This window comes from Ferruginibacter sp. (assembly GCF_031391665.1).
In the GTDB taxonomy this organism is placed as follows: domain Bacteria; phylum Bacteroidota; class Bacteroidia; order Chitinophagales; family Chitinophagaceae; genus Ferruginibacter.
The window spans coordinates 1-23,004 of sequence record NZ_JANMUN010000269.1 but is presented as its reverse complement, the minus strand read 5'-3'; the positions used below and the strand labels follow the sequence as shown (position 1 = coordinate 23,004).

Annotated in this window: 21 protein-coding genes, 1 tRNA gene and 1 riboswitch; of the genes, 6 read left to right on the top strand and 16 right to left on the bottom strand. The window is 36.6% G+C overall.

Translation table 11 applies throughout. From position 1 onward, the window contains the following. Window positions 1–198 precede the first annotated feature (198 nt). The 6 genes from ACY651_RS20765 to ACY651_RS20740 all read left to right on the top strand — a co-directional run bounded on the left by ACY651_RS20765 (window position 199) and on the right by ACY651_RS20740 (window position 4,524). Window positions 199–453, top strand: coding sequence for a hypothetical protein (locus ACY651_RS20765; RefSeq protein ID WP_462255440.1), 255 nt, complete (start codon window positions 199–201; stop codon window positions 451–453). Beyond that, window positions 435–746 (top strand): type II toxin-antitoxin system RelE/ParE family toxin, encoded by a 312-nt coding sequence (locus ACY651_RS20760; RefSeq protein WP_462255439.1) that lies wholly within the window; start codon window positions 435–437, stop codon window positions 744–746. Before ACY651_RS20765 ends, ACY651_RS20760 begins: the two co-directional genes overlap by 19 nt. Beyond that, the gene (locus ACY651_RS20755) at window positions 743–1,897 is read left to right on the top strand and encodes an acyltransferase family protein (RefSeq protein ID WP_462255438.1); all 1,155 of its coding nucleotides are present in this window, start codon (window positions 743–745) and stop codon (window positions 1,895–1,897) included. Before ACY651_RS20760 ends, ACY651_RS20755 begins: the two co-directional genes overlap by 4 nt. 172 nt (window positions 1,898–2,069) lie before the next feature. Continuing rightward, the gene (locus ACY651_RS20750) at window positions 2,070–2,300 is read left to right on the top strand and encodes a hypothetical protein (protein WP_462255437.1); all 231 of its coding nucleotides are present in this window, start codon (window positions 2,070–2,072) and stop codon (window positions 2,298–2,300) included. Window positions 2,301–2,392: 92 nt separating this feature from the next. Beyond that, a complete protein-coding gene (locus ACY651_RS20745) occupies window positions 2,393–2,965 on the top strand; it encodes a YdeI/OmpD-associated family protein (protein ID WP_462255436.1) in 573 nt (190 codons plus the stop codon). A gap of 131 nt (window positions 2,966–3,096) precedes the next feature. Continuing rightward, a complete protein-coding gene (locus ACY651_RS20740) occupies window positions 3,097–4,524 on the top strand; it encodes an SDR family oxidoreductase (protein WP_462255435.1) in 1,428 nt (475 codons plus the stop codon). A 52-nt stretch (window positions 4,525–4,576) separates the two neighbouring features. On the opposite strand, the gene galK is transcribed toward ACY651_RS20740, so the two are convergent. From galK to ACY651_RS20660, 16 genes are all read right to left on the bottom strand, one after another. Beyond that, on the bottom strand, window positions 4,577–5,731 hold the full coding sequence (gene galK / locus ACY651_RS20735; protein ID WP_462255434.1) for a galactokinase: 1,155 nt from the start codon (window positions 5,729–5,731) through the stop codon (window positions 4,577–4,579). A 4-nt stretch (window positions 5,732–5,735) separates the two neighbouring features. After that, the gene (locus tag ACY651_RS20730) at window positions 5,736–6,692 is read right to left on the bottom strand and encodes an aldose epimerase family protein (protein WP_462255433.1); all 957 of its coding nucleotides are present in this window, start codon (window positions 6,690–6,692) and stop codon (window positions 5,736–5,738) included. A gap of 1 nt (window position 6,693) precedes the next feature. Next, window positions 6,694–6,765 (bottom strand) — tRNA-Arg (locus ACY651_RS20725). 95 nt (window positions 6,766–6,860) lie between these two features. After that, a complete protein-coding gene (locus ACY651_RS20720) occupies window positions 6,861–7,451 on the bottom strand; it encodes a MarC family protein (protein ID WP_462255432.1) in 591 nt (196 codons plus the stop codon). 111 nt (window positions 7,452–7,562) lie between these two features. After that, window positions 7,563–7,793, bottom strand: coding sequence for a cysteine-rich CWC family protein (locus ACY651_RS20715; RefSeq protein WP_462255431.1), 231 nt, complete (start codon window positions 7,791–7,793; stop codon window positions 7,563–7,565). A 21-nt stretch (window positions 7,794–7,814) separates the two neighbouring features. After that, window positions 7,815–9,749: a TonB-dependent receptor plug domain-containing protein gene (locus tag ACY651_RS20710; protein ID WP_462255430.1), complete on the bottom strand. Its 1,935-nt coding sequence runs from the start codon at window positions 9,747–9,749 to the stop codon at window positions 7,815–7,817. A gap of 113 nt (window positions 9,750–9,862) precedes the next feature. Next, window positions 9,863–10,108, bottom strand: a riboswitch (cobalamin riboswitch). Window positions 10,109–10,217: 109 nt separating this feature from the next. Beyond that, window positions 10,218–10,466, bottom strand: a complete 249-nt coding sequence (locus tag ACY651_RS20705) for a heavy metal-binding domain-containing protein (protein WP_462222556.1) — start codon at window positions 10,464–10,466, stop codon at window positions 10,218–10,220. A gap of 139 nt (window positions 10,467–10,605) precedes the next feature. Next, window positions 10,606–13,791: an efflux RND transporter permease subunit gene (locus ACY651_RS20700; protein WP_462255429.1), complete on the bottom strand. Its 3,186-nt coding sequence runs from the start codon at window positions 13,789–13,791 to the stop codon at window positions 10,606–10,608. Window positions 13,792–13,905: 114 nt separating this feature from the next. After that, window positions 13,906–14,586: a DUF305 domain-containing protein gene (locus tag ACY651_RS20695; RefSeq protein ID WP_462255428.1), complete on the bottom strand. Its 681-nt coding sequence runs from the start codon at window positions 14,584–14,586 to the stop codon at window positions 13,906–13,908. 24 nt (window positions 14,587–14,610) lie between these two features. Next, entirely contained in the window at window positions 14,611–15,165 is a 555-nt protein-coding gene (locus tag ACY651_RS20690; protein ID WP_462255427.1) for a hypothetical protein, read from the bottom strand. 38 nt (window positions 15,166–15,203) lie between these two features. Continuing rightward, a complete protein-coding gene (locus ACY651_RS20685) occupies window positions 15,204–17,495 on the bottom strand; it encodes a copper-translocating P-type ATPase (RefSeq protein WP_462255426.1) in 2,292 nt (763 codons plus the stop codon). 6 nt (window positions 17,496–17,501) lie between these two features. Next, window positions 17,502–18,080: a DUF2911 domain-containing protein gene (locus ACY651_RS20680; RefSeq protein WP_462255425.1), complete on the bottom strand. Its 579-nt coding sequence runs from the start codon at window positions 18,078–18,080 to the stop codon at window positions 17,502–17,504. 61 nt (window positions 18,081–18,141) lie between these two features. Further along, window positions 18,142–19,125 (bottom strand): heavy metal-binding domain-containing protein, encoded by a 984-nt coding sequence (locus tag ACY651_RS20675; RefSeq protein ID WP_462255424.1) that lies wholly within the window; start codon window positions 19,123–19,125, stop codon window positions 18,142–18,144. An 11-nt stretch (window positions 19,126–19,136) separates the two neighbouring features. Then, a complete protein-coding gene (locus tag ACY651_RS20670) occupies window positions 19,137–20,813 on the bottom strand; it encodes an efflux RND transporter periplasmic adaptor subunit (protein ID WP_462255423.1) in 1,677 nt (558 codons plus the stop codon). After that, entirely contained in the window at window positions 20,810–21,997 is a 1,188-nt protein-coding gene (locus tag ACY651_RS20665; protein WP_462255422.1) for a TolC family protein, read from the bottom strand. Before ACY651_RS20665 ends, ACY651_RS20670 begins: the two co-directional genes overlap by 4 nt. A 98-nt stretch (window positions 21,998–22,095) precedes the next feature. Beyond that, entirely contained in the window at window positions 22,096–22,539 is a 444-nt protein-coding gene (locus tag ACY651_RS20660) for an HYC_CC_PP family protein (RefSeq protein ID WP_462255421.1), read from the bottom strand. Between the last annotated feature and the right edge of the window lie 465 nt (window positions 22,540–23,004).

The window sequence follows — 23,004 nt, the reverse complement described above, 5'->3', positions numbered from 1 at the left end:
GGAGAAATTGTGGCGCTGCTGGATGAAAAAGAAATGCGCTGGCTGGAGTTGAGTGAGCGGACGGCGTAAGGGTCAATTGTGAATGGTGAATGGTGAATAAATACTTTAACGCCGAAACAGCATTTACTTACGAATGACAATTGACAATTCACCATTGCCCATTGACCAGTTTTTAGTAAATTTGGTAAAACACTTTGTATGAGCAAAGAAGACCTTAAAAAAGAATTGCACCATCTTATTGATACTACCGATGATGAGGAACTGCTGAATATCGTTAAAGAAGATTTTGTTGCTTATCAAACCAAAGCCAACAAAAACTTTGATGATCTTTCTGATCTGTCGCATGAAGACAGGGCCGAACTGGAAGAACTTGCTGAAGAAGACCCGGACAAAGACACGATTTCATTTGAAGAATTAAAAAAAGAAATGAATAAATGGGTCTCCAAATTGTAGCTAAAAAAAGATTTCTCAACAGTTTTAAAAAAATTACTGCTTATTTAAAATCGGAATTTGGCAAAACGGTTGCAGAAGATTTTAATAAAATTGTACTTAATAAATTAGACCTGATTGTTACTCAACCAAATATCGGAGCGGCTACTGCAATAAAAAACACTCAAAGTGTAATTGTTGGAAAAGGGCATCAGAATAAGATTTATTACAGGATTGAAAATAACAAACTGATCATAATAAATCTAATAGATGTAAGGAAAGATCCTAAAAAAAATCCTTTCAATAAAATTTCATGAACCAACGCTTTTACTCCCTCGATGTTTTTAGAGGTGCTACGGTAGCGCTGATGATATTGGTAAATAATCCCGGTACATGGGCACATATGTTTCCGCCACTCGATCATGCCAGCTGGCATGGCTGCACGCCAACTGATTTAGTGTTTCCATTTTTTTTATTTGCAGTTGGCAATGCAATGGCTTTTGTAATGCCTAAATTAGAAGCCGCAGGCGAAAGTGCATTTTGGCAAAAAGTTATTAAGCGTACTGTCATCATTTTTTGCATTGGTTTATTTTTAAACTGGTTCCCGTTTATAAAATATAACGATGCAGGTAATATTGTGGGCAAACCTTTTGAAACCCTCCGCATCTTTGGCGTGTTACAACGCATTGCAGTAAGTTATTTTTTCGCTTCCATCATTGTGCATTATTTAAAAGTAAGAGGTGCTTTTGTTGCCAGTGCTTTTATTTTATTATTTTATTGGTTTTTATGTGTGGCTGCAAATCCTTCTGATCCCTTCAGCATTACAGGTTGGTTTGGTACTAACATTGATAAAAACATTTTAGGCGAAAGCCATATGTACCATGGCGAAGGCATTGCCTTTGATCCCGAAGGCCTGATGAATAGTTTTGCTGCTATTGTACAGGTGGTGCTGGGTTATTTAGTGGGCAACTACATTTTACAAAAAGGTAAAACACAAGAAATGCTGAACGGATTATTTGTTGCCGGTTGTGTTTTAGTGTTTGCCGGCTTTTGCTGGGATATGGTTTTTCCTATTAATAAAAAAATATGGACCAGCAGTTATACCGTGTACACTACCGGCCTGGCTTTATTAATTTTATCTTTATTAATTTATGTAATAGAATTTAAAAATGCCAAAGGCATATGGAGTAAATTTTTTGATGTGTTTGGAAAAAATGCATTGTTCATTTTTGCATTGAGTGGCATATTACCCAGGCTGATGGGATTGATAAGAATTAATAATGGTTTTACTGAAGAGGGCAAACCCAAATTTTTAACACCATTCAGTTGGTTTTACGAACATATCTGCAAACCCATTTTTCCCTCGCTGCCCAATATTGGCTCCTTAATTTATGCGTTGTTTTTTATTACCATGATGTGGTTTTTTGCATGGCTGCTGGACAGGAAGAAGATTTATATAAAGGTGTAGTTTTTTTTGAGCCGGGCATTAAATCATTTTTCAACTTCATTGGCGTCGCACTCTTCAACAGCATAACTTTACTGAGCTTTTATCTAAGCGGATGAAAGCTCTTCTAAATTTTAAGTTGAGTAACTTTATTATATACATTTAAAAATTAACAGAGATTTTTCACAACTAAACTATGACAGAAACTGTCAAAAGCTTTATCTTATTATTTTTATCTCTCTTTGGAATATTTTATGGCATTTTCCTTTCTTATGGTGCAATGAAAAACACAAAAATATTTAGAGAAATGCCAAAGAGATTAGACTTAGTAGCATTTTTTGGAGATACAGGAAGACTTATGTATTTTATTTTAGGCATTATTCTTTTTTTATTAGGAATTTTCTTGGCTTGCAAAGCTTTGATTTAAGCATAAATATTTGCACAGCTATATTTCTTCAAAGCGAAGTGGCATTTTAATTGTTTGTATTATTTTAGAAGTAATTAAATAATGAAGTATCAATGCAGAAAAATGAAATAGAAACTTTTTGCCCAACAAGCCAAAAAGACTGGAGAAAATGGTTACAAAAAAATCATGCTTCAAAACAAGCTGTTTGGCTTATTTGCTATAAAAAAAAGTATAAAATCCCAACAGTAGTTTGGAGCGATGCTGTTGACGAAGCCCTGTGCTTTGGCTGGATAGACAGTATAAGAAAAACACTTGATGAAGAAAAATTTATACAGTTTTTCAGTAAGCGGAAACCTAATGGAACCTGGTCGAAAGTTAATAAAGAAAAAATTAATCAACTGGTTGAAAAAGGGCTGATGACAGCAGCAGGTTTTGCAAGTATTGAAAAAGCAAAACTAAATGGTTCGTGGACAATTTTAGATGACGTTGAAGAATTAAAAATACCTAAAGACTTAGCTGCGGCATTCAAAAGCAAACCAGGTTCAAAAGACTTCTTTTTAAGTTTAAGCAAGTCTGTACAAAAAGTCGCTTTGCAATGGCTTGTACTTGCAAAAAAACAAGAAACCCGTGAAAAAAGAATTAACGAAATAGCTGAGCGTAGTTTTCAAAAACTAAGTCCAAGGTAAATTTTGCCACTTACTGTAACACCAGATTTTATTTTTACAAAAAAGATTTTCGTTACAAACAAGTTATTCTTTAAGATATTTTAAACTTTTAATTTTTAGACGTGTTTTAAATAGTTACAATTAATTTCAACTTGAAAATCCTTCTCACCGGTGCAACCGGCTATATTGCCCAACGATTACTCCCTGAATTACTTGCAGCAGATCATCATGTTTATTGTTGTGTAAGAGATAAAGGCCGCTTCAACCTTCAAAGATTTGAGGATCCTGACATCTCCGTGATAGAAGTTGATCTTTTACGGGAAGAAACATTACAAAATATTCCGCCGGATATTGATGTAGCTTATTACCTGGTACATTCGATGAGTACAAACAATGGTGATTTTGAAAAAATGGAAGCGGCTTCTGCAGAAAATTTTAAAAGCAGGATGTTGCAAACCAATGTTAAACAGGTAATCTATCTCACCGGCATTGTCAATGAAAGCCATTTATCTAAACACCTTCACTCAAGACTGCAAGTGGAGCAAATTTTAAAAACAGGAAATCATTCATACGCATTCACAGCTTTAAGAGCTGGAATAATTGTTGGCTCCGGCAGTGCATCTTTTGAAATAATACGTGACCTGGTAGAAAAATTGCCAGTAATGGTAACACCTAAATGGCTGAACACAAAAACGCAACCCATTGCAATTAGAGATGTGGTAGCTTATTTAAAAGGAGTGATTGGTTTACCCGAGGCTGCAAACAATAGTTTTGATATAAGCAGCGGCGAAATTTTTACTTACAAAGAATTATTATTAAAGTTTGCAACGGTAAGAGGTTTGAAAAGAAAAATAATCGTGTTGCCTGTTTTAACTCCACGCTTGTCATCATACTGGTTATACTTTGTAACATCTACCAGCTATCAACTGGCTAAAAATTTGGTGGACAGTATGAAAGTGGAAGTAATAGGAAAAGAAAATAACTTAGGGAAAATACTGCTCATAACGCCTACGCCTTACGAAAAAGCTATTGAACTGGCATTTGTAAAAATTGAGAACGACCAGGTACTAAGCAGTTGGAAAGATGCCGCCACCAGTAATATTTTGTATAAAGGTGTAACAGTACATTTGCAGGTTCCCAAAGAAGGGACGTTTAAGGATACACGAAAACAAAAGGTAACAGACCTGCAAAAAACACTGGATAAAATATGGCGCATTGGTGGCAGCAATGGATGGTATTATGGTGGATGGCTTTGGGGAATAAGAGGCCTGATGGACAAAATGGTTGGTGGTGTTGGTTTACGCAGGGGAAGAAGAAGCCCAACACAATTATATCCGGGAGAGTCGCTTGACTTTTGGAGAGTACTAATTGCAAGTAAAGAAGACAGAAGATTGCTGTTGTATGCAGAAATGAAATTACCCGGAGAAGCATGGCTCGAATTTTTCATCAACGAAGAAAATGAGCTTGAACAAACGGCAACTTTTCGTCCGCTTGGATTAAAGGGGCGGTTATATTGGTACGCCGTTTTCCCTTTTCATGGATTTATTTTTAAGGGAATGCTGAATGCTTTGTGTAAGTGAGTTGCATTCGGAACCAGCAGAGTTTTCAGACTAATACTCAACAATAAAGTGATCACATTATTTTTGTCACCCCATCACTTATCTCCATTACATAAGCCTCCAGCTCAATATTAAATTCTTTTTCATAGGCTTCTGAAACATCAGCAATAAAATTACTGATAGCTTCTTCTTTTATAATGTTGATAGTGCAACCGCCAAAGCCGCCACCCATCAGTCTTGCACCAATTACGTTTTTATCTTTTCCCGCCTGTTGCACTAAAAAATCTAACTCGGGGCAGCTAACCTGGTAGAGTTTACTTAAACCTTCATGCGTTGCAAACATTAATTTTCCAAAACCGTCTAAATCATTTTGCTGTAATAGTTGACCGGCTTTTACGGTACGCTCAATTTCTTCTACCACATAAGTACAGCAGTTAAAAACTTCGGTGCTCATTTTATCTTTATGCAGTTCCACATCGCCGGAACTTTTAATATCCCGGAAAGATTTTACCTGCAACTCTTTTTTTAAAATAGCCAGGCCTTCTTCGCATCTTTTTCTTCTTACATTATACTCGCCGCTTACCAGTGTATGATGCACTTTACTGTTGAGTAAAACAATTTTATATCCATTTAACTGAAGTGGAAAATATTGATGCGTTATATTTTTACAATCCAGTAAAATAACATGGTCTTTTTTTCCATTGAGGTTGGCATACATATCCATAATGCCACAGTTTACACCGGGAAAATTATGTTCGGCACGCTGGCAAAGCAGTGCAAGCTCCACACGGTTTAATCCAACATTAAAAATATCATTTATGGCATACGCCAATCCGCCTTCTACTGCTGCGGATGAACTGATACCGCTGCCACAGGGAATATCGCCGCCAAAAACACAATCAAATCCGCTAATATTTTTGCCCGCTAAAACAAATTCGTTCACCACACTCAGCACATAATTTTTCCAGTTGTCTATCTTACGTATTTCATTAATTTTTATTGATAACAATTCATCAAAATCTAAAGCATAAAAATTAATGGTATCAGTTTTATTTACTGCAATGGCATAATAAACGCCTTTATTAATTGCTGCCGGCATTACATAGCCATCATTATAATCGATATGCTCGCCAATTAAATTAATGCGGCCCGGAGAAAAATATACATCAGGCTTTTCAGGAAATTTTTCTTTAAAAATTTTTACAACATTTTCGGCAATACTGTTCATGCGGCTAAGGTAATAAAGTGATTTTATAAGTAGTGATAAAAGTTGAGGATGAACCCGTTGATAACACCATTGCACCCATTCCGTTATTAAATGCATCGGGTGCGCCGCTCAAATTTTCGATAGCAATACTTTTGCGGTGGTGGGGTGTATAAATTTGCAGGTAAGGGTAACTTCTTTCGGGATGAATTTCTACCTGTATTTTTTGTGCTGCATCTCTCACAACACACATGGGTTGACACTCCGAAAAATTTACAGTAAAGCAATTATCAAATTCTGTAAGCCCGATTTTTTTTAGCGACCCAAACTCCTCGTAAGGCAATAATTCTCCGGTGGGAATCAATGCTTCATCAAACACCATTATTTCTTTGCTTTGAAATTCTAATTGCAGCTCATCGATACTGCCACCAAAACTAAAATACGGGTGCCAGCCATCCTGTACAGGAATAAGGCCTTCATCATCGTTAGTAATGGTAGTGGTAATAGTTAATACATTTTCTTTTTTTAAAAGATAGGTAACCGTACAGGTATATTTAAATGGATAGCCATTTTCTGTTGCGTTATATTGATGCTCCAATACAACGCATGCATTATTGGCATCTGTCCATTTTTCTTTTACAGTAAACACAGCATCGTACAATAAACCATGCAGGGCATTACCATTTAATAAAAATTTTTCGGTTGTATATTGTTTTTCGCCAAAATTATAGGTAGCATTTTTTATGCGGCAAACAAAGGGAGAAAGTTTGCAGCTTTTAAAACCTTTAGCCGTTACATTATTTTTAAAGTCGGCAGTGTTTTCATAACTGTCTATTACATTTAATAAAGCATCGTTATGTACAATTGTAAAGGCATGTAAAATGGCTCCGCAGCCGGGAATAATTTCTACAGATGTATTTGCAGTTACATCTTTTAAAATGATTTTATCAAAATCAGCATCATGGATCGATGTTGCTTCAAACATGTGGCCTCGCCAGGAATCGAACCTGGATCTGGAGCTTCGGAAACTCTTATACTATCCATTGTACTACGAGGCCTTTTTGTTGATTGGTTAATTGGTAGCCTTTGATAATTGAAATCACTTTCAAATTTCAACCGATAAACTAATCAACCAGTAAACCAATCAACCATTCTATGTACCAAACTTTACAATATTACTGCCAAAAATTTTAACAGCAATAGCTAATAATATTACACCAAAAAATTTACGCACTACCGCCATTCCGTTGGGGCCTAAAACTTTTTCAATCCATTTTAAAGATTTTAAAACTACATATATTACAATACAGTTTATTAAAATGCCTATTAAAATATTGGCATCAGCGTAATTGGCTTTTAAACTCATTATGGTGGTAAGTGTACCGCTGCCTGCAATTAATGGAAAAGCTATGGGTACTACACTACCACTTTTAGCATCTTTATCCGGCTTAAAAAACTCGTGGCCTAAAACCATTTCTAAACCAATAATAAAAATTACAATACTGCCCGCCACTGCAAAAGATTTTACATCGAGTCCGAGTAATGATAAAAATTGCTGCCCGCCAAATAAAAATAATATCATTAAACCTCCCGACACTAAAGTTGCCTGTGTAGATTTTATCACACCACCCATTTTTTCTCTCAGCGATGCCAGTACAGGAATGGTACCCAGCATATCAATTACGGCAAACAAAGTAAAGCTTACGGTAATTATTTCTTTAATGGCAATTTCTTTAAAATCCATAGTAAAAAAATTATGGCGCAAAGATATTAATAAAAAAACCAGTAGTGTATCCGGGTATTTTTATTGGGTGACTTACCCCTAAAGGGTAAGTCACCCAATAAAATACAGAAACTACCGGTGTTTTTTTGCCTGGAAGATGAACTGATTTTTAAAATGAATAAGATCATTTTTCATTTGCAATAAACAGGGGCCACAAACGCAATCAGTAAAAAGTGTATCAATGTAAGCCCTTTCTTCTAAAGATAATGTTACGCCATAGCAATGGCATTGGGTAATATTGCCCACCTTGCACTCAAAAGTATTGTTGCAACGTGGGCAATATTTGGCTTCGTGTTTACACATAAAGTGTGCATTTTAATTCTTTTAAAAACTTAAAGTAACACCTGCCATAAAATTAAATCTGCGGCTATTGTAGCCATTTACTTCAAAATATTTTTCGTCAGTAATATTTTTTAAATCTATAAAGGCTTTTGCCATTTTACAGATTTTATAGGAGGAATACACATTCCATACATAATACGCCGGCATTTCAATTGGCGGGGCAGCATATACAGCTTCAAAACGTTTGCCAATAGTTTGCAGGCCAATATTCATGTTCCAGTTTTTGCAAATATCAAAACCGGCATTTAAATTAATAGTTTGTTTTGGCCTGCGGTATAAATTAAAAAATGCTGTATCCTTTGTTCCTTTTTTTGTTTCTATGTATCCATCTAAATTAGTATAGTTAATTGTAAAGCGAATTTTATCTACAGTAATAGCAGCTTCCAGTTCTAAACCTTTATCTTTTTGTTTATCTGCATTTACATAATAGCTTGCATAAGATGGTGCACCAGAGCTGTAAAATGCAATAACGTCTTTTACATTGCGTATAAAATATACCGCCCTTATGTTTACATTTTCTTTTTCGTATTGCACACCCGTTTCAATACTTAAAGATTTTTCAGGTTTTAATTCTGTATCGGGGTTCCTGTATTCGGAATACACCTGGTATAAAGATGGCGCTTTAAACCCGGAAGAAATATTTCCAAAAATTTTGATACTGTTATTAATGAGGTAAGAAGGATTAAAAGAAAATGTAAAAGCATCGCCGTATTTATTAAAGCTGTTGTAGCGGCTGCCCACTTCCAAACTAAATCCTTTCAAATCTTTTAAAACAAGAGATGCATAAACTCCCAATTGATTAACTTTTGCACTGTCGCCCAATGCTGTAGTAAATGGGCCAAATGAGCTTATAGACAAATAATTTTGATCGGTTACCTGCTGCCTGTAATCGGCACCAATTAAAACCGTTGTATTTTTCTTAATAAATAAATTGGTGTAAGCTTCTATAAAATGAGCTTTCCCGTTATACTCGCCCTTACTGTATTTTGCAAAGCCGCCTATCGATGCAGAGTCATCTTTATAAATACGCTGTGTTTTATTATAGTTGTAATTAAAATGCACAATATTATTTCCGAAAGTATAATCGGCACCAATACCAGCCAGTGAGTTTTTAGTAGCAGCTGTGTAATCTGCATCATCTGTAAAGGCTGAAGCATCTAAGTCAGTTTTGTATTTACTGAATTGAGAAGTAAATTTCAGCAATAATTTATCGGTAATTTTTTGTGAGATGTTGGCACGAAAAATATTTTCATCAATCCCATCTTTATCAAAATTTTTATTGCCGGCTTTATCATAAGCTGATGAAAATCCTTTGCTGTTTAAGTTAGTATACTGGATATTATAATTGGTTTTATTAGCTGTGCCATTTAAACCAACAGCAGCTTTATAAGTATTGTAGCTTCCTGCCGACAGATTTGCGGTGGCATTAACTTTTTTATCACCACCTTTTTTTGTTATGATATTTATTACACCGGCAATAGCATCGCTGCCATAAAGCGTAGACTGGCTGCCTTTTAAAATTTCTATTCTTTCTACCTGGTTAACATCAATTAAATTTAAATCAAATGCACCGCTAATGCCCGATACATCGTAAGCCGGGATACCATCAATTAACACTAAAGTTTTACCTGCACTTGCTCCACGTAAATAAACATCCTGGTTAGTTCCAGGTGAGTTTGTAATACCGTTTACAATTAATCCTCCCTGTGTGTTTAATACTTCGGTTAATGATTTACCGCTGTTACTTTCCAATTGCTCCCGTGTAATTACAGTTACTACTTTTCCTGTTAGCGATTGCTTGATGGGAAACTTTGTTGCCGTTACCACCACTTCGTTTAAAAGTTTTGTACTGTCCTGTTGCGCCTGAAGCTGACTGCTGATTACTACAGCAGCCGCAATAAAAATTTTCTTTTTCATTTTTTTTGAAAAATTTTTTTAATTGTGACTGCTTCCGAGAAAATAAAAAAGATTGAAAATAAAAGAATGACTGCATCCTTAAATCCTCATGCCTTTCACCCGAAAGCTTTGAATGATTGTTATTAGACGTGGCAGGTCTTCTGGCTTAGCCTATTGCTGAACACCTTCCCGCCAAAAAATTTACCGGCAGTGGTATGAAGATTCAACATTGTGAAAGAAAGTAAGAAATATCGAAGGTTAACTCACGACTTACTACTCACTGCTCACAGGCTTTACAGCTACGGGGATAGCTCCCGAATTTAACGGAATTCCCTTTTAATACCGATTTGACATCGGCAACCAAATCTGCTGCAAATGTAGGGAGATTGATTTTCAATTTTAAAAAAATATTTATGCAATTGTGGAAAAATAAAAAGCCACTGTATGTACAATGGCTTTAAAAAATTATGAAATTATTTTTTAAAAGAATTAAGAATGACCGTGCCCTTTGCGTTTGCCGTTACCCACTTTCTTTTTTACGGGTACTAAAGCCATACCGCAGTTTGGGCAATTACCCGGTTTGGTGGTAATAATTTCGGGATGCATGGGGCAGGTAAATTTATTTGCCGATACATTTTTTTTGTTGTGCTGCTTGTGTGTGTTTACTTTTTTGTTCTGTGCAAAACCTGCAGTGCTGGCTGCAAATAATATTGCAACTGCAATCATTATTTTTTTCATGTTTTTAAATTTTAAAAAGTGTGTAAAATTTATTTGATTAATTTTTTGCTGTTGCCTTAAAACGATATAATAATGTATCGTTGCAATGTTTGCTTATATTATACCAAAAGTCTGCCACATTTTGTTATGGTGTTAATTATTAGTCAAACTCTTGTTTATCCTGCTCCGCCAGGTATTTTTTTAAAGCCTTTTCGCCAAATTGTTTAAATACTACTGGTGTTACAACCATATCTAATAACGTAGAGCTGATTAAACCTCCCAAAATAACGGTGGCCACCGGGTATAAAATTTCTTTACCCGGCGCTGTGGCATCCATGGTTAATGGTATAAGCGCTAATGCTGCAACTAATGCAGTCATTAAAACAGGTACCAATCTTTCTAACGATCCACGGATGATCATACTGTCATTGAAAGTTTCGCCTTCGTGCTGTACCAGGTGAATATAATGCGAAATCATCATTATACCATTGCGGCTTGCTATACCCGTTAGTGTAATAAATCCTACCATCGTTGCAATAGAAAATACGCCACCGGTAAGCATCACCGCAATTACACTTCCTATTAATGCCAGAGGAATATTCAGCATTATTTGAAATACAATTCTTGAAGATTTAAAATGGCTGTACAGTACCAGGAAAATACCCAGCAGTGAAAAAATACTTAATAACGAAATTAATTTTGATGCCGATTGCTGGCTTTCGAATTGTCCGCCCCACTGCAGGTAATACCCTTGAGGTAATTTTAATTGTGCTTTTACCTTTTGCTGCATTTCTTTTACCGTGGTTCCTAAATCACGGCCCTGTACATTTGCGCTTACCACAATTCTTCGCTGAGTATTTTCATGCGATACTGAGTTAACACCATTTTCCATTTCTATCGTAGCTATTTGAGATAATGGAATAAGTGAACCATTGGGTAATGCAATTTGTGTACTGCGTATATTTTCAATATTACTTCTGTCTGCGTCACTGGATCGCAATAAAATATCAAATGTTTTTTGTCCGTCCAGTACCTGGCTGCTTACTTTACCATTGTAAAAAACCTCCAGGTCTTCGGCAACTTTTCCTGCCTGCAATCCATAACGCTGCAAAGCGTTTCTGTCTATCTTAATTTGCAATTGCGGTACCAGCACCTGTTTCTCCACCTGCAGGTCCACTACACCGGGCACCGTGTTTAAAATTTCTTTCATTGCTGCTGCAGCCGTCCTTAATTCTGCTAAATCGTTACCAAATATTTTTACGGCTACCTGTGCCCGTACACCAGAAATTAAATGATCTAACCGGTGAGAAATGGGCTGACCTATATTGATATTACTGCCTTTTAATATTTCCAGGTTTTCTCTTATATCGGCAAGTACTGCTTTCATACTGCGGTGATCTTTTTTTAATGCCACGTCTATTTCGGTATAGTTAGGTGGCTCGGCATGTTCATCTAATTCTGCCCTGCCCGTTCTTCGGGAAGTGAGCAATACATCCGGTATTTTTAAAATTTGCTGCTCGGCCACAGTACCAATTTTATTAGATTCCTCCAATGAAGTACCGGCAGGTGTTACAACATTTATTGTAAAACTGCCCTCATTAAAAGGTGGCAAAAATTCTGTACCAAAAAACGGAACAATGGCAGCAGCGGCAATAATTAATGCAATGGCAGCGGCAATAATAATTTTAGGATGCTGTAAACTTTTATGTAAAATTTTAATGTCCTGCTTTTTTAACCACCTTACCAAAGCGCTGTCATGCAGTTCCATACCAGGTTGCTGTATTGCTGCATGTTGTTGGCTATTTATTTTTTTCTTTTTCCAGAATAATAAATTTACAGGCCGCAGGCTTTTTTCTTTACCCAGCAAATAACTGCACAATGCCGGGGTAACGGTTAAGGAAACCAGCAGCGAAGCAATGATAGAAGTGATATAGGCAATACCTAATGGCGCAAATATTTTTCCTTCGATACCCTGCAAATAAAATAAGGGTAAAAAAACCAGCACCACAATAATGGTAGCATACACAATTGAATTTCTTACTTCGCTGCTGGCTTCGTAAATTACTTGCAGCAAAGGTTTAGGATGGGGGCTTGCCCAATTTTCTTTTAACCTTCTAAAAACATTTTCTACATCTACTATAGCATCATCTACTAATTCTCCAATGGCAATAGCCAAACCACCCAGTGTTAACGTATTGATGGATATGCCGAACATTTTAAAAATAATAGCCGTAATTACCAGGGATAATGGTATTGCGGTTAGAGTAATTATTGTGGTACGAAAATTAAGCAGGAATAAAAACAAAATAATTACCACCAGTATAAATCCGTCACGCAAAGCCACTTCTACATTGGTAAGTGAATTAACAATAAAATCTTTTTGATTAAATACATTGGTTTGAATTTTTACATCTTTGGGTAAAGAAGTTTGCAGTTCTGCAATAGCCTTTAATATCTCATCAGTTAAACCAACCGTATTGGCTCCCGGCTGTTTTTCTATATTTAAAATAACAGCTGGCTTGCCGTTTAAAGAGCCATCGCCACGTTTTACGGCACCACCAAATTTTACATCGGCCACCTGCTTTAATAATACCGGTGCATTATCTTTATTGGCAACTACAGTGTTGGCTAAATCATCCAATGTATTTGCCCGGGCAATATTTCTTATTAAAACTTCCGATCCTTTATTATCGAAAAAACCACCGGTAGTATTTTGATTGGTTAACTGCAATGCTTTGTCCACTTCATCAATACTTATATTAAACTGCCGCAATTTTTCTGATGATACCAATACCTGGTATTGTAACCTTTCGCCACCAATCGGTATTACCTGGCTTACACCTTTTATACTCATCAATCTTCTGCGGATAGTAAAATCTGAAATGGTTCTTAATTCAGCCGGTGATGTAGTATCGCTTGTTACAGCCACCATCATAATTTGTCCCATGATGGAACTGATGGGGCCTAGCTGTGGCGCAATACCATTGGGTAATTGAATAGATTGCAGTTTTTCTGTGGTTAATTGTCTTGCCCGGTACACATCTGTATTCCAGTCAAATTCTACAAACACCATTCCCAATCCGGGTGTGGCTACAGAGCGTACCACTTCTACACCCGGCGCACCATTTAAAGATGTTTCCACCGGAAGATTTACCTGTGCTTCAATTTCTTCGGGTGCCATACCGTTAGCTTCTAAAAAAATGGTTACCCTCGGCCTGTTTAAATCGGGCAACACATCAACCGGCAAATTAATTAGTGTAATAATCCCATACACCATTATCAGTGCAGCAAATGCAATTACAAACAGCCTGTTGCGTAAAGAAAATTGAATAAGTTTATTAAGCATGTTGTAAAGTATTTATCCTGTTATTAATTTATTAATGGCAACTAGCTTAACAATTTTTTTTATTGCTGATTTAAATAAAGGCCCTCAACATAATAACGTTTGAGGGCCATTGCATTATTTATTTTTAGATAACCAGTTTTGAAATTGAATAATTTCTTTAGACTGATCTTCAATTATTTTTTGTGCCATTTTTTTTAAGGCCAGGTTTTTTCCGTGAGACAGTTGATCTTCGGCCATGGTAACTGCACTTTCGTGGTGCGGTATCATCATCGTTACAAAATCTTTATCTGCATTTCCTGTCATAGGTACACTTTTCATTTTAGCATCCATATTCTCCATCGTTTCGCCCAACTCATTGTGTTTTTCGCCGGTTTCTTTTTTCATCTCCGGCATTTTATAATTTTTCAGTATGTTTTTAAACTGATCAATTTCTGCCTGCTGGCCGGTAATAATATTTTGTGCAATAGTTTTTACTGCTGCATCGTTACCTTTTGCAACTTCCATTTTTGCCATATCAATGGCGCCCTGGTGATGAGCTATCATCATGTTGGCAAAGTCATAATCAAAATCTCCGGTCATTTTCATATCCTTCATCATGGTATGCATGCCCTCCATGGATGTCATCATACCGTTATCCATATTCATTTTACCCGAATGCATGGTATCTTTCATATCCATGTGATTCATTGAAGTGTCTTTATGATGTGTAGTGCTGCTGTCTGTTGAGCTGTTGCAGGATTGCATTAACCAGGTACTGCCCATTAATGCTGTTGCCATTACAATTGTACTTTTCATGTGTGTGTAGTTTTTAAATGATTATTAAAATATTTGTATTGTTTTTTTTGAATGTAATTTTTTTAAAAAATAAATGCTTAATAAATAGCTGAGCAAAGGCAGCAGCATAAATTGCAACACTGGCGTAACACCTGCTTTAACAAGCGGTATCAGCGGCATTGATGCAGCATAAACCCAGCTGGCTAATTTTAAATGCCGCATTTCTGATAACACTGCTCCAATACCACCCATTAAAATAACCAGAGTAATACGTTGTTCGTTTAACTGTTGTATCCAAAATGGATTTTTAAATATTAAAGCCAAACCAAAGTAAAGCAGCAGCACCATAATAACATCCGCCAGCGTAGCTAAAGCACAAAATGCGATATGGTCAATATCATAAACTGAATTTTTATATAAGGGCAGTTGAATTAATTCCCAGGCAAAATTTAAAAGAAAAGCAATTGCAGCAGTTATAAAAACATACTGCCTTAAATATTTTTTATAGGTGCTTTTTTTTAATAAAATAAAGTACAGTATGCTGGTTAATGCTAATGCTATAACGGGCAGTAAAAATATAATGGGTTTAATAGTGTTCATTATGGCATATAATTACTTGCGCTTTATCAATGATATTTTTAACTCTTTACTTTTAACAGGCTTGCATTTATTGCAACAACAATGGTACTCACCGTCATTAACGCAGCACCTGCAGCAGGGCTTAATAAAATACCCTGCTTATACAACACACCTGCTGCAAGGGGCAAGGCAATGATATTATATCCCGTAGCCCAAATTAAATTCTGAATCATTTTGCGGTAAGTGGCCTTGCCAAATAAAATTAAACTCACAATATCTTTGGGATTACTGTTTACCAAAACAATACCTGCAGTTTCTGCAGCAATATCGCTGCCACTGCCTACTGCAATACCTACGTCTGCAATGGCGAGTGCAGGTGCATCATTTACGCCGTCACCCGTCATGGCCACAAATTCTCCTTTGCTTTGTAACTCTTTTATTTTTTCTAATTTTTGATGGGGGAGTACTTCAGCAAAAAAACTATCCATACCTATAGTTTTACTTACACTTTCTGCTACTTTACTGTTATCGCCTGTAAGTAAAATAGATTTGATATTGTTTTGCTTTAATATTTTTATTGCATCTGCCGATTCTGGCCTTATCTCATCTGATAAAGCAATATATCCTGCCAACTCATTATTGATGATTAGAAACACCACTGTTTCTGTACCGTTTGCTGCAAAGCCTTCGGGCATTGCAATATTTTTTTCTTTTAAATAACCTGGACTCACCACCAATATTTTTTTTCCTTCTACAGTAGCTTCCACTCCTTTGCCGGTGATGGCATTAAAATTTTCTGTTGCAGGAATAGTGATAGAAAGTTCTTTTACTTTTTGCAGAATGCCCGTTGCAATGGGATGTTCTGATTTTTGTTCCAATGCCGATGCAAGGCGAATAATTTCATTTTCGTTTAATTCTTTTTGGAGAGGAACTATCTTAGATACTTCAAACTTTCCCACAGTAAGTGTACCCGTTTTATCAAAAACAATCGTTGTAATTTTTCTTGCATTTTCAAATGCTGTTCTGTTCTTTATCAGCAATCCATTTTTTGCAGATAATGCCGTTGATTTTGCAACAACTAATGGCACTGCCAATCCTAATGCATGAGGGCAACAAATAACAATTACGGTTACCATTCTTTCCATTGCAAATGCTAATGATTGGCCGGTTAAATACCAATATAAGAAAGTAACAATGCCTGAAACAATTGCTATCAGCGTTAACCATCTTGCTGCCCTGTCTGCCAGTAATTGTGTTTTTGATTTTGATTTTTGTGCATCATCCACCAATTTTATTACCTGCGAGAGATAAGAATCATTTGCAGTATGCGATACAGTAACTTTTATTGAGCCATTGCCATTAATAGCGCCGGCAATTACTTTATCGCCTTTAGTTTTTTGTACCGGCTTGCTTTCACCGGTTAACATACTTTCATTTAAATAACTTTCACCTTCTAATATTATTCCATCGGCTGCAACTTTTTCTCCCGGTTTAATAAGTATTACGTCATTGGCATTTAAGTTTACTGTTTTCACCTCAGTTATCTGTTCCCCTTTTACAAGATGTGCATCATCGGGCATTAACTGCACCAATAATTCCAATTCCCTTGATGCACCTGCAACAGATTTCATTTCAATCCAATGCCCCAGCAACATTATTAAAATTAGTGTGGCCAGTTCCCAAAAAAAATCCATGCCTTCCAATCCAAATACGGTGGCTACACTATAGATGTAAGCCACCGAAATAGCAAATCCAATCAGCGTCATCATGCCGGGATTCTTCACCCTTATTTCATCAACTAATCCTTTTAAAAAAGGCCAGCCGCCATAAAAGAAAACAACAGACGACAATGCAAGTAAAATATATTTTGAACCGGGAAAGCTGATATGAAGATTTAGCCAATGCTGTATCATTTCGGATAACAGCATAATAGGAATAGTAAGTGCCAGCACTACATAAAATCTTTTTTTAAAATCTGCAATGCCGGATGAGTGTGAGCTATGAGTGGAACCATCTTTTGATTTTGTAAGCGGCACTAGGGTCATTCCACACAAAGGACATTTGCCCGGCGCATCCTGAACAATTTGCGGGTGCATGGGGCAGGTATATCTTTCAAAACTTTGTGCTCCTTTATTCAAATCAGCTTTTGCTGTTTCACCAGGTTCAACTTTATGGCCTGTATGTGCGGCTGCTGGCTTACTTTCAGTAGCCTGTTGATGTGAAGCGGTTGTATTTGCTTCAGCTTGTACACCAACTAAGTTCATTCCGCATTTAGGACATTTGCCGGGTTTGTCCTGTACAATTTCAGGATGCATGGGGCAGGTATATTTTTGCTGATACTGCTCTTTCATTCCAAATTAATTTTTAATTATTAATGGAAACTTAATCCTTATCTTATCCCATGCCATTGCTATCTCTCCTTTATTATTACCCTTATCGGTTATAAAATATTGTAACCGTTGTATAGTTTCTTTTTGCTGCTGCGGTTTTACTTTTATCCTTACCAAATCTTCGCTTTGCTGATAATCGTCTGTTAAATGCTGGTTCCAGTTTTTATTAATAATAATCACCCATTCTTTTTTACCCGGGATGGTAAAAAAACCATACTTCCCTTTTGGAATGCTTACTCCGTTTACAATAAAGTCTTTATCAATTTCAATATTGGTGGCGTTGTGTGCGCCGGTAACCCACACTTCGCCATAAGGAATTAAGCCTCCCCAAATATTTCTTCCCCTTACGCCGGGTGAGTGATAGTTAATTACTACTGCAGCGGAGCCTATTTTTCCTATTGCTGCACTTTTAATACTTCTTTTCAAAGTATCGCCTTTTGCATTGGGGTTGTAGCAAACCTCTTCTGTTTTTGATTGCTGCGCTAAAGCAGCAGTATTAATAAACAGCAACATTACAATTGCAAAAGCCTTCATTATTTTTTTCATACCTGAATTATTTAATTGTTGTGCCGGTTTAGATTTGATACCTGTAATAATTAAAATTCGATTAATGTTTCATATCCTTCATTGCATCGTCTTTTACAGCTGCTTTTCCTTCAGCCACATTCATCACAAAATCGCTTGTGTAAACTTTACCTTTACTTTGAAACTGTATCCAGCCACGATATACACCGGGCTTATCAAAAGTGGTGTGTAAATCAAACTTGCCACCCTCAACGCTGGGGTGTACATGCAAATATTTTTTTTCTGCCAGGCTTACTACTACCATATGTGCTTTGGCACCAAGGTAATCTTCCAGTGTTGTTACATCTACTTCTTTTCCATTAAGCATTACCACACCATTAATATGCATAGGCATATTGGTTAAAAATTTTCCGCCATCGGGTGTAAGCGAAACAGAAAAGCCATCGCCTGCTGTACCGGTTAATTTATCGGCGCCATATGTTTTTGCAGCAGGTACTGTACCGGCAACAGTTACATTTAAATTATCTACAGTGTGGTTGGCGCCGCTGGGTTTATAATCGGCAAACAAAGTATATTTTCCTGCTGCCGGAAATTTTTCTTTTACGCTGTAAGATCCGTCAGTATTTAATTCAGGATGAATATGATCAAACCAGCTGAGGTCGTCGTTAACAACAATGAGGTGAATTTTTTTTGTATGCTCCACATCAAGCGGCACTTGCTCCGCAGGCTTATCCTTTAATTTAGGCGTCATAGATAAAGTAACTTCCTCATTTGCTTTTGGCGATGCTGGTGTGGCTGTAAATAACATACTTACATTACTTGGCCCGCCGGCATTATCATTATGCTCCAATTTCATTCCGCACTTGGGGCAGGTATCGCCTTCTTTTCCGGTTACTTCCGGGTGCATGGGGCAGGCATAAATATGGTCGTCGCCTTCATGCGCCGTTTCGGCAGTGGTACTATCTGCAGTTGTAATTTTACTTTCGCTGCTGCTATTACAGGCGGCTAAAAAAGTAATTACGCCCAGGCCTGAAGCCAATACTAAATTTTTAATTTGATGTTTCATTACTGTATTTTTTATTGATTTAAATAAATTGTTTTCATTTGATAAACGCCTTCGGTTACCAGCCTTTCGCCTTCCTCCACACCTTTTAATATAGTTGTAAAGTTTTGGTTAGAAGAGCCTTTATTAATATAGCTGATGCTGTATTGTTCTGCTTTGTCTTTTATAAAAACAGCCGGCTTACCATTTACTTCTGCAATGGCTGCAGCTGGCACTATCAATTGTGTGGAAATATTTTTTGAAAAAATATTTACGTTAATATTTTCACCAATTTTAAATTGCGACTTTGAATTGAGTATTTCGAAAATTACTTTTTGAGATTGGTTACTGTTATTAACTGATTGCGCCGCAGACACTAATTTTAAACGATAGGCAGTAGTGTCGTTTGCTGCAGTTGATGTTGCTGTAATTTTTTCAACGGCTTTTAATTGTGCTGCATCATTGGCAAATACCTGGGTTTCTACCAGTACTTTTTCAAGATTGGTGATGTCAAATAAAGTTTCGCCGGTATTTACCACAGCGCCAATTGAATAATTAAATGCCCCCACCACGCCGCTGATAGGTGCAGTAAGTGAAATCATTTTTGTGCTGCCAGCATTTTTGCCGGCATTAGCTATAAACAATTGCCTGTTTTTTAAAGCTGTTTCGTACCGGGCTTTTGCTTCGGTAACATCTTTTTTTGCGGCAATATCTTCTATAGCTTTTAACCTTTCGTATTGGGCCTTTGCGGCATTGTATTCCGCCTCTACCCTGTTTTTTTCTGCAAGAATATTTATTTGTGTACCAGCATCTACCTGTTGTTCAATCACTGCTAAAACCTGCCCGGCTCCTACTCTTTGCCCAACAGTAACTCTTAATGAAATAATTTTTCCCGTCTGCGGCGATTGAATTACGGCCATGCCCTGCGGTGATGGAATTACAGTACCCAACACCTGCGTTGATTGATTAAAATTACCTGTCTTAATTTTTTGAGTACCGATGTTAAATAAAAATTGGGTTTCCTTTTCAACCGTAAATGTATTGGCTAATGTACCGCCAGCTGTACCACCGTTGTCATGATCTTCGCCATCGTGTGCTGCGGCTGTGTTACTTACTGCTGAAGGCAATAAACAAAGTAATATTAAAAATAATGCTGCCACTTTTTTATTGGTCTTCCTCATTAAAAAAAACATTATTATTAACCCCAGCAATATTCCTGCAATGCCAAAAAACCAATTACTTTTATACCAGGGTGCGGCAACAGCTTCATGTCCGTCATCCGCAACTTCTAAAACTTTACCTACCGCAATATTATTTACCAGTAACAGATCGGGGCCTGGTGCAGCATTAATATTTACAGTAAGATTGTACGATTTTTTTTCAGGAAAAATTCCTTTTATCTCGTACACACCTTTAGCAATTTTTTGCACCGTTAATTTAATACCGGGGTTGGCCGCAACAGCAATTTGTAATACAGCACTATCAACAGGTATGTTGGAATTATATTCGCTGATAAATAATTTCAATGTGCTTTCTTTACCCGGCTGCAGCGGCGCATACTTCACGAGCAATTCGTATAATTCCGAAGTTACTTCGGAGCTGAAGTAAGCGGCGGCAGCTGTTCCTTTTTTTGTTGCGGCATGATCTTCGCCATCATGTGCAAAAATTAATGAGGGAAACAGCATTAATAAAATCACCAATTTCTTTATCATAATGTTGCAGTTAAAAATTTTATAGTTAATACAGCCTGTTGGTAATCCTTATTTGCCTCCAGGTATTTTTGCTGAATTATATAAGCGGTATTAATATTACGCAGGTAAGTGATGTAATCATATGCGCCGCTTTGAAAAAATCGATTTGATACAGCAATTATTTCATCAGCTTTTTTAATACCGGTATTTTGATAATATTGCCAGGCACGGGCATACATGGCCGCTTCATTTTGTGCCTGTTTTAATTGCAGGTAAAATTGTTGCTGCAGTGCTGCTGTTTTTTGCTCGTTAATTTGTACAGCAGTTTTAGCAGCGGCTATAGTGCTTTTATACTGCCCATACCATAATGGCAAAGTAAAACCAAAACGAAAGCGGTTATATACAGGCGTATTTTTTTCGCCCTGGTTAAAATAACCAAATGCTAAACCGGGTAATGATTTTGCTTTTTGCAATTCAACATTTTTTTTAGCAATACTATTCTGCTGTTGTAAAATTTGTACAGAAGGATTAGCAGCAAACGCCATACTGTCGGCAGTTACAAAATAATTATTTACCGGGTTTATATTCAGCGGTTCGGTTACAAAAGTTTCGGTGGTAGCTGTAAGATATTGTAACTGCTGCTGCAGGCTGGCCATTTTAAGTTGCTGCTGCAGGTATTGATTATGTATTTCGGCATACTCATTTTCGGCAAATAATTTTTGAAGATAATCGATCTGCCCTGCATCAAACTGCCGGCTGGCTGATAAAGCAATTTTTTCGTAAACCGTATCCTGTATATACCACTGCCGGTTAAGTGCTGCGTGGTATTGCAAGGCCAGATACAATTGTTTTACCTGGTATTTCACTTCATTTTCTGTAAGCTGCTTTTCTTTTTCGGCCAATTGTACCTGCTGTTTTTGTAATTGGTTTTGTTTGCCGTAAACCGCAGGAAATTCCACTGACTGTGTTATGCTGGGAGTATAAAAATTTCCCGTAGGGCTTTCAATAAAAATTTCGGGGTTAGGTAAATTAAAACTGCTTTTAATTAATTGCTTTTGCTGCAACACCGACAGAGTTGCAGCTGATAAGTTAGGGCTGTTTTTTATTGCCCTGTTTACTGCCTCCGTTTCGCCAATAATATTTTGGCTAAAAAGATTTACTGTTACAGTAAAAAAAATAAGGAGTAATACATAAAATCTGAACATAAAATTTAATTATAGTATCGCTTAATGGATCGCCAATGCTTAAATGCACAGGGGTATTAGTTCAATGGGCCTGCCATCAAACACCGTTACTGTAATAATCAAATTTGAAAACGCTGTATTGCTATAAGAATACTGAGGGGAGGAGGATGAAAATTACGCACCACATATTTAGCATGCGCAACAGGGGAAATATTAAAATTATTATTATCAAATAAATTGCCCGCCATAGCTGTAAGCACAGGGGTATAAAAAATATGTTTAAAATTTTGGGTGAAGTTTTTATCCGAAGTTTGAATCTTAATAACCTTATCGGTGCAGCAATCATCTTTTTTTTGTTGCTCTTTTTTTTGTTGTTGTTTTTTTGCCGGTGCTTTATGGTGATGTTTTTTACCATCGGCATGAACATGAACTTTAACTGCTTCCTTTTCAGGTACAGCATTAAAATTTACACCCATAGCACAGGCAAAGCCAACTGCAGTATTTAAACCAAATACTACAATCAGAAAAGCTGCTTTTAATTGTATGGATAATTTTATTTTCATTTAAACTCACCTAAAATTAAAACTATTTTTGCAAAAAATCTATTAACTACCCTATAAAGGTAGCTACACCGGCTCCTTAAAGCTTACACAATTACGTAAAAAATTTATACAATTATGCACCTGAAGGATTTTATACAAGCATCCAATACCTGTTTTCCCTTGCCACAACCCTCTATAATATTTCATCCGCATTTTAAAAGCAAAGGTAATTAAATTATATATGGGGGAAATTAACCTCACTCCATTTTACTTTTATTATTTTCTCTGAAAATGATAAATTATTAAAAATAATAAAAGAGTATAAATGATTTTTTGTCATTACATCTTCATACCCTCCATTGGGTTAGCACCTTTCTTAAAAATAAATTCACTGTTTAATAAATAGGCTCCGCTAATAACAACAATATCTCCAAATTTAAGACCCGATTTTATCTGAACCCTGTCACCCTCTTCCATACCAATTTC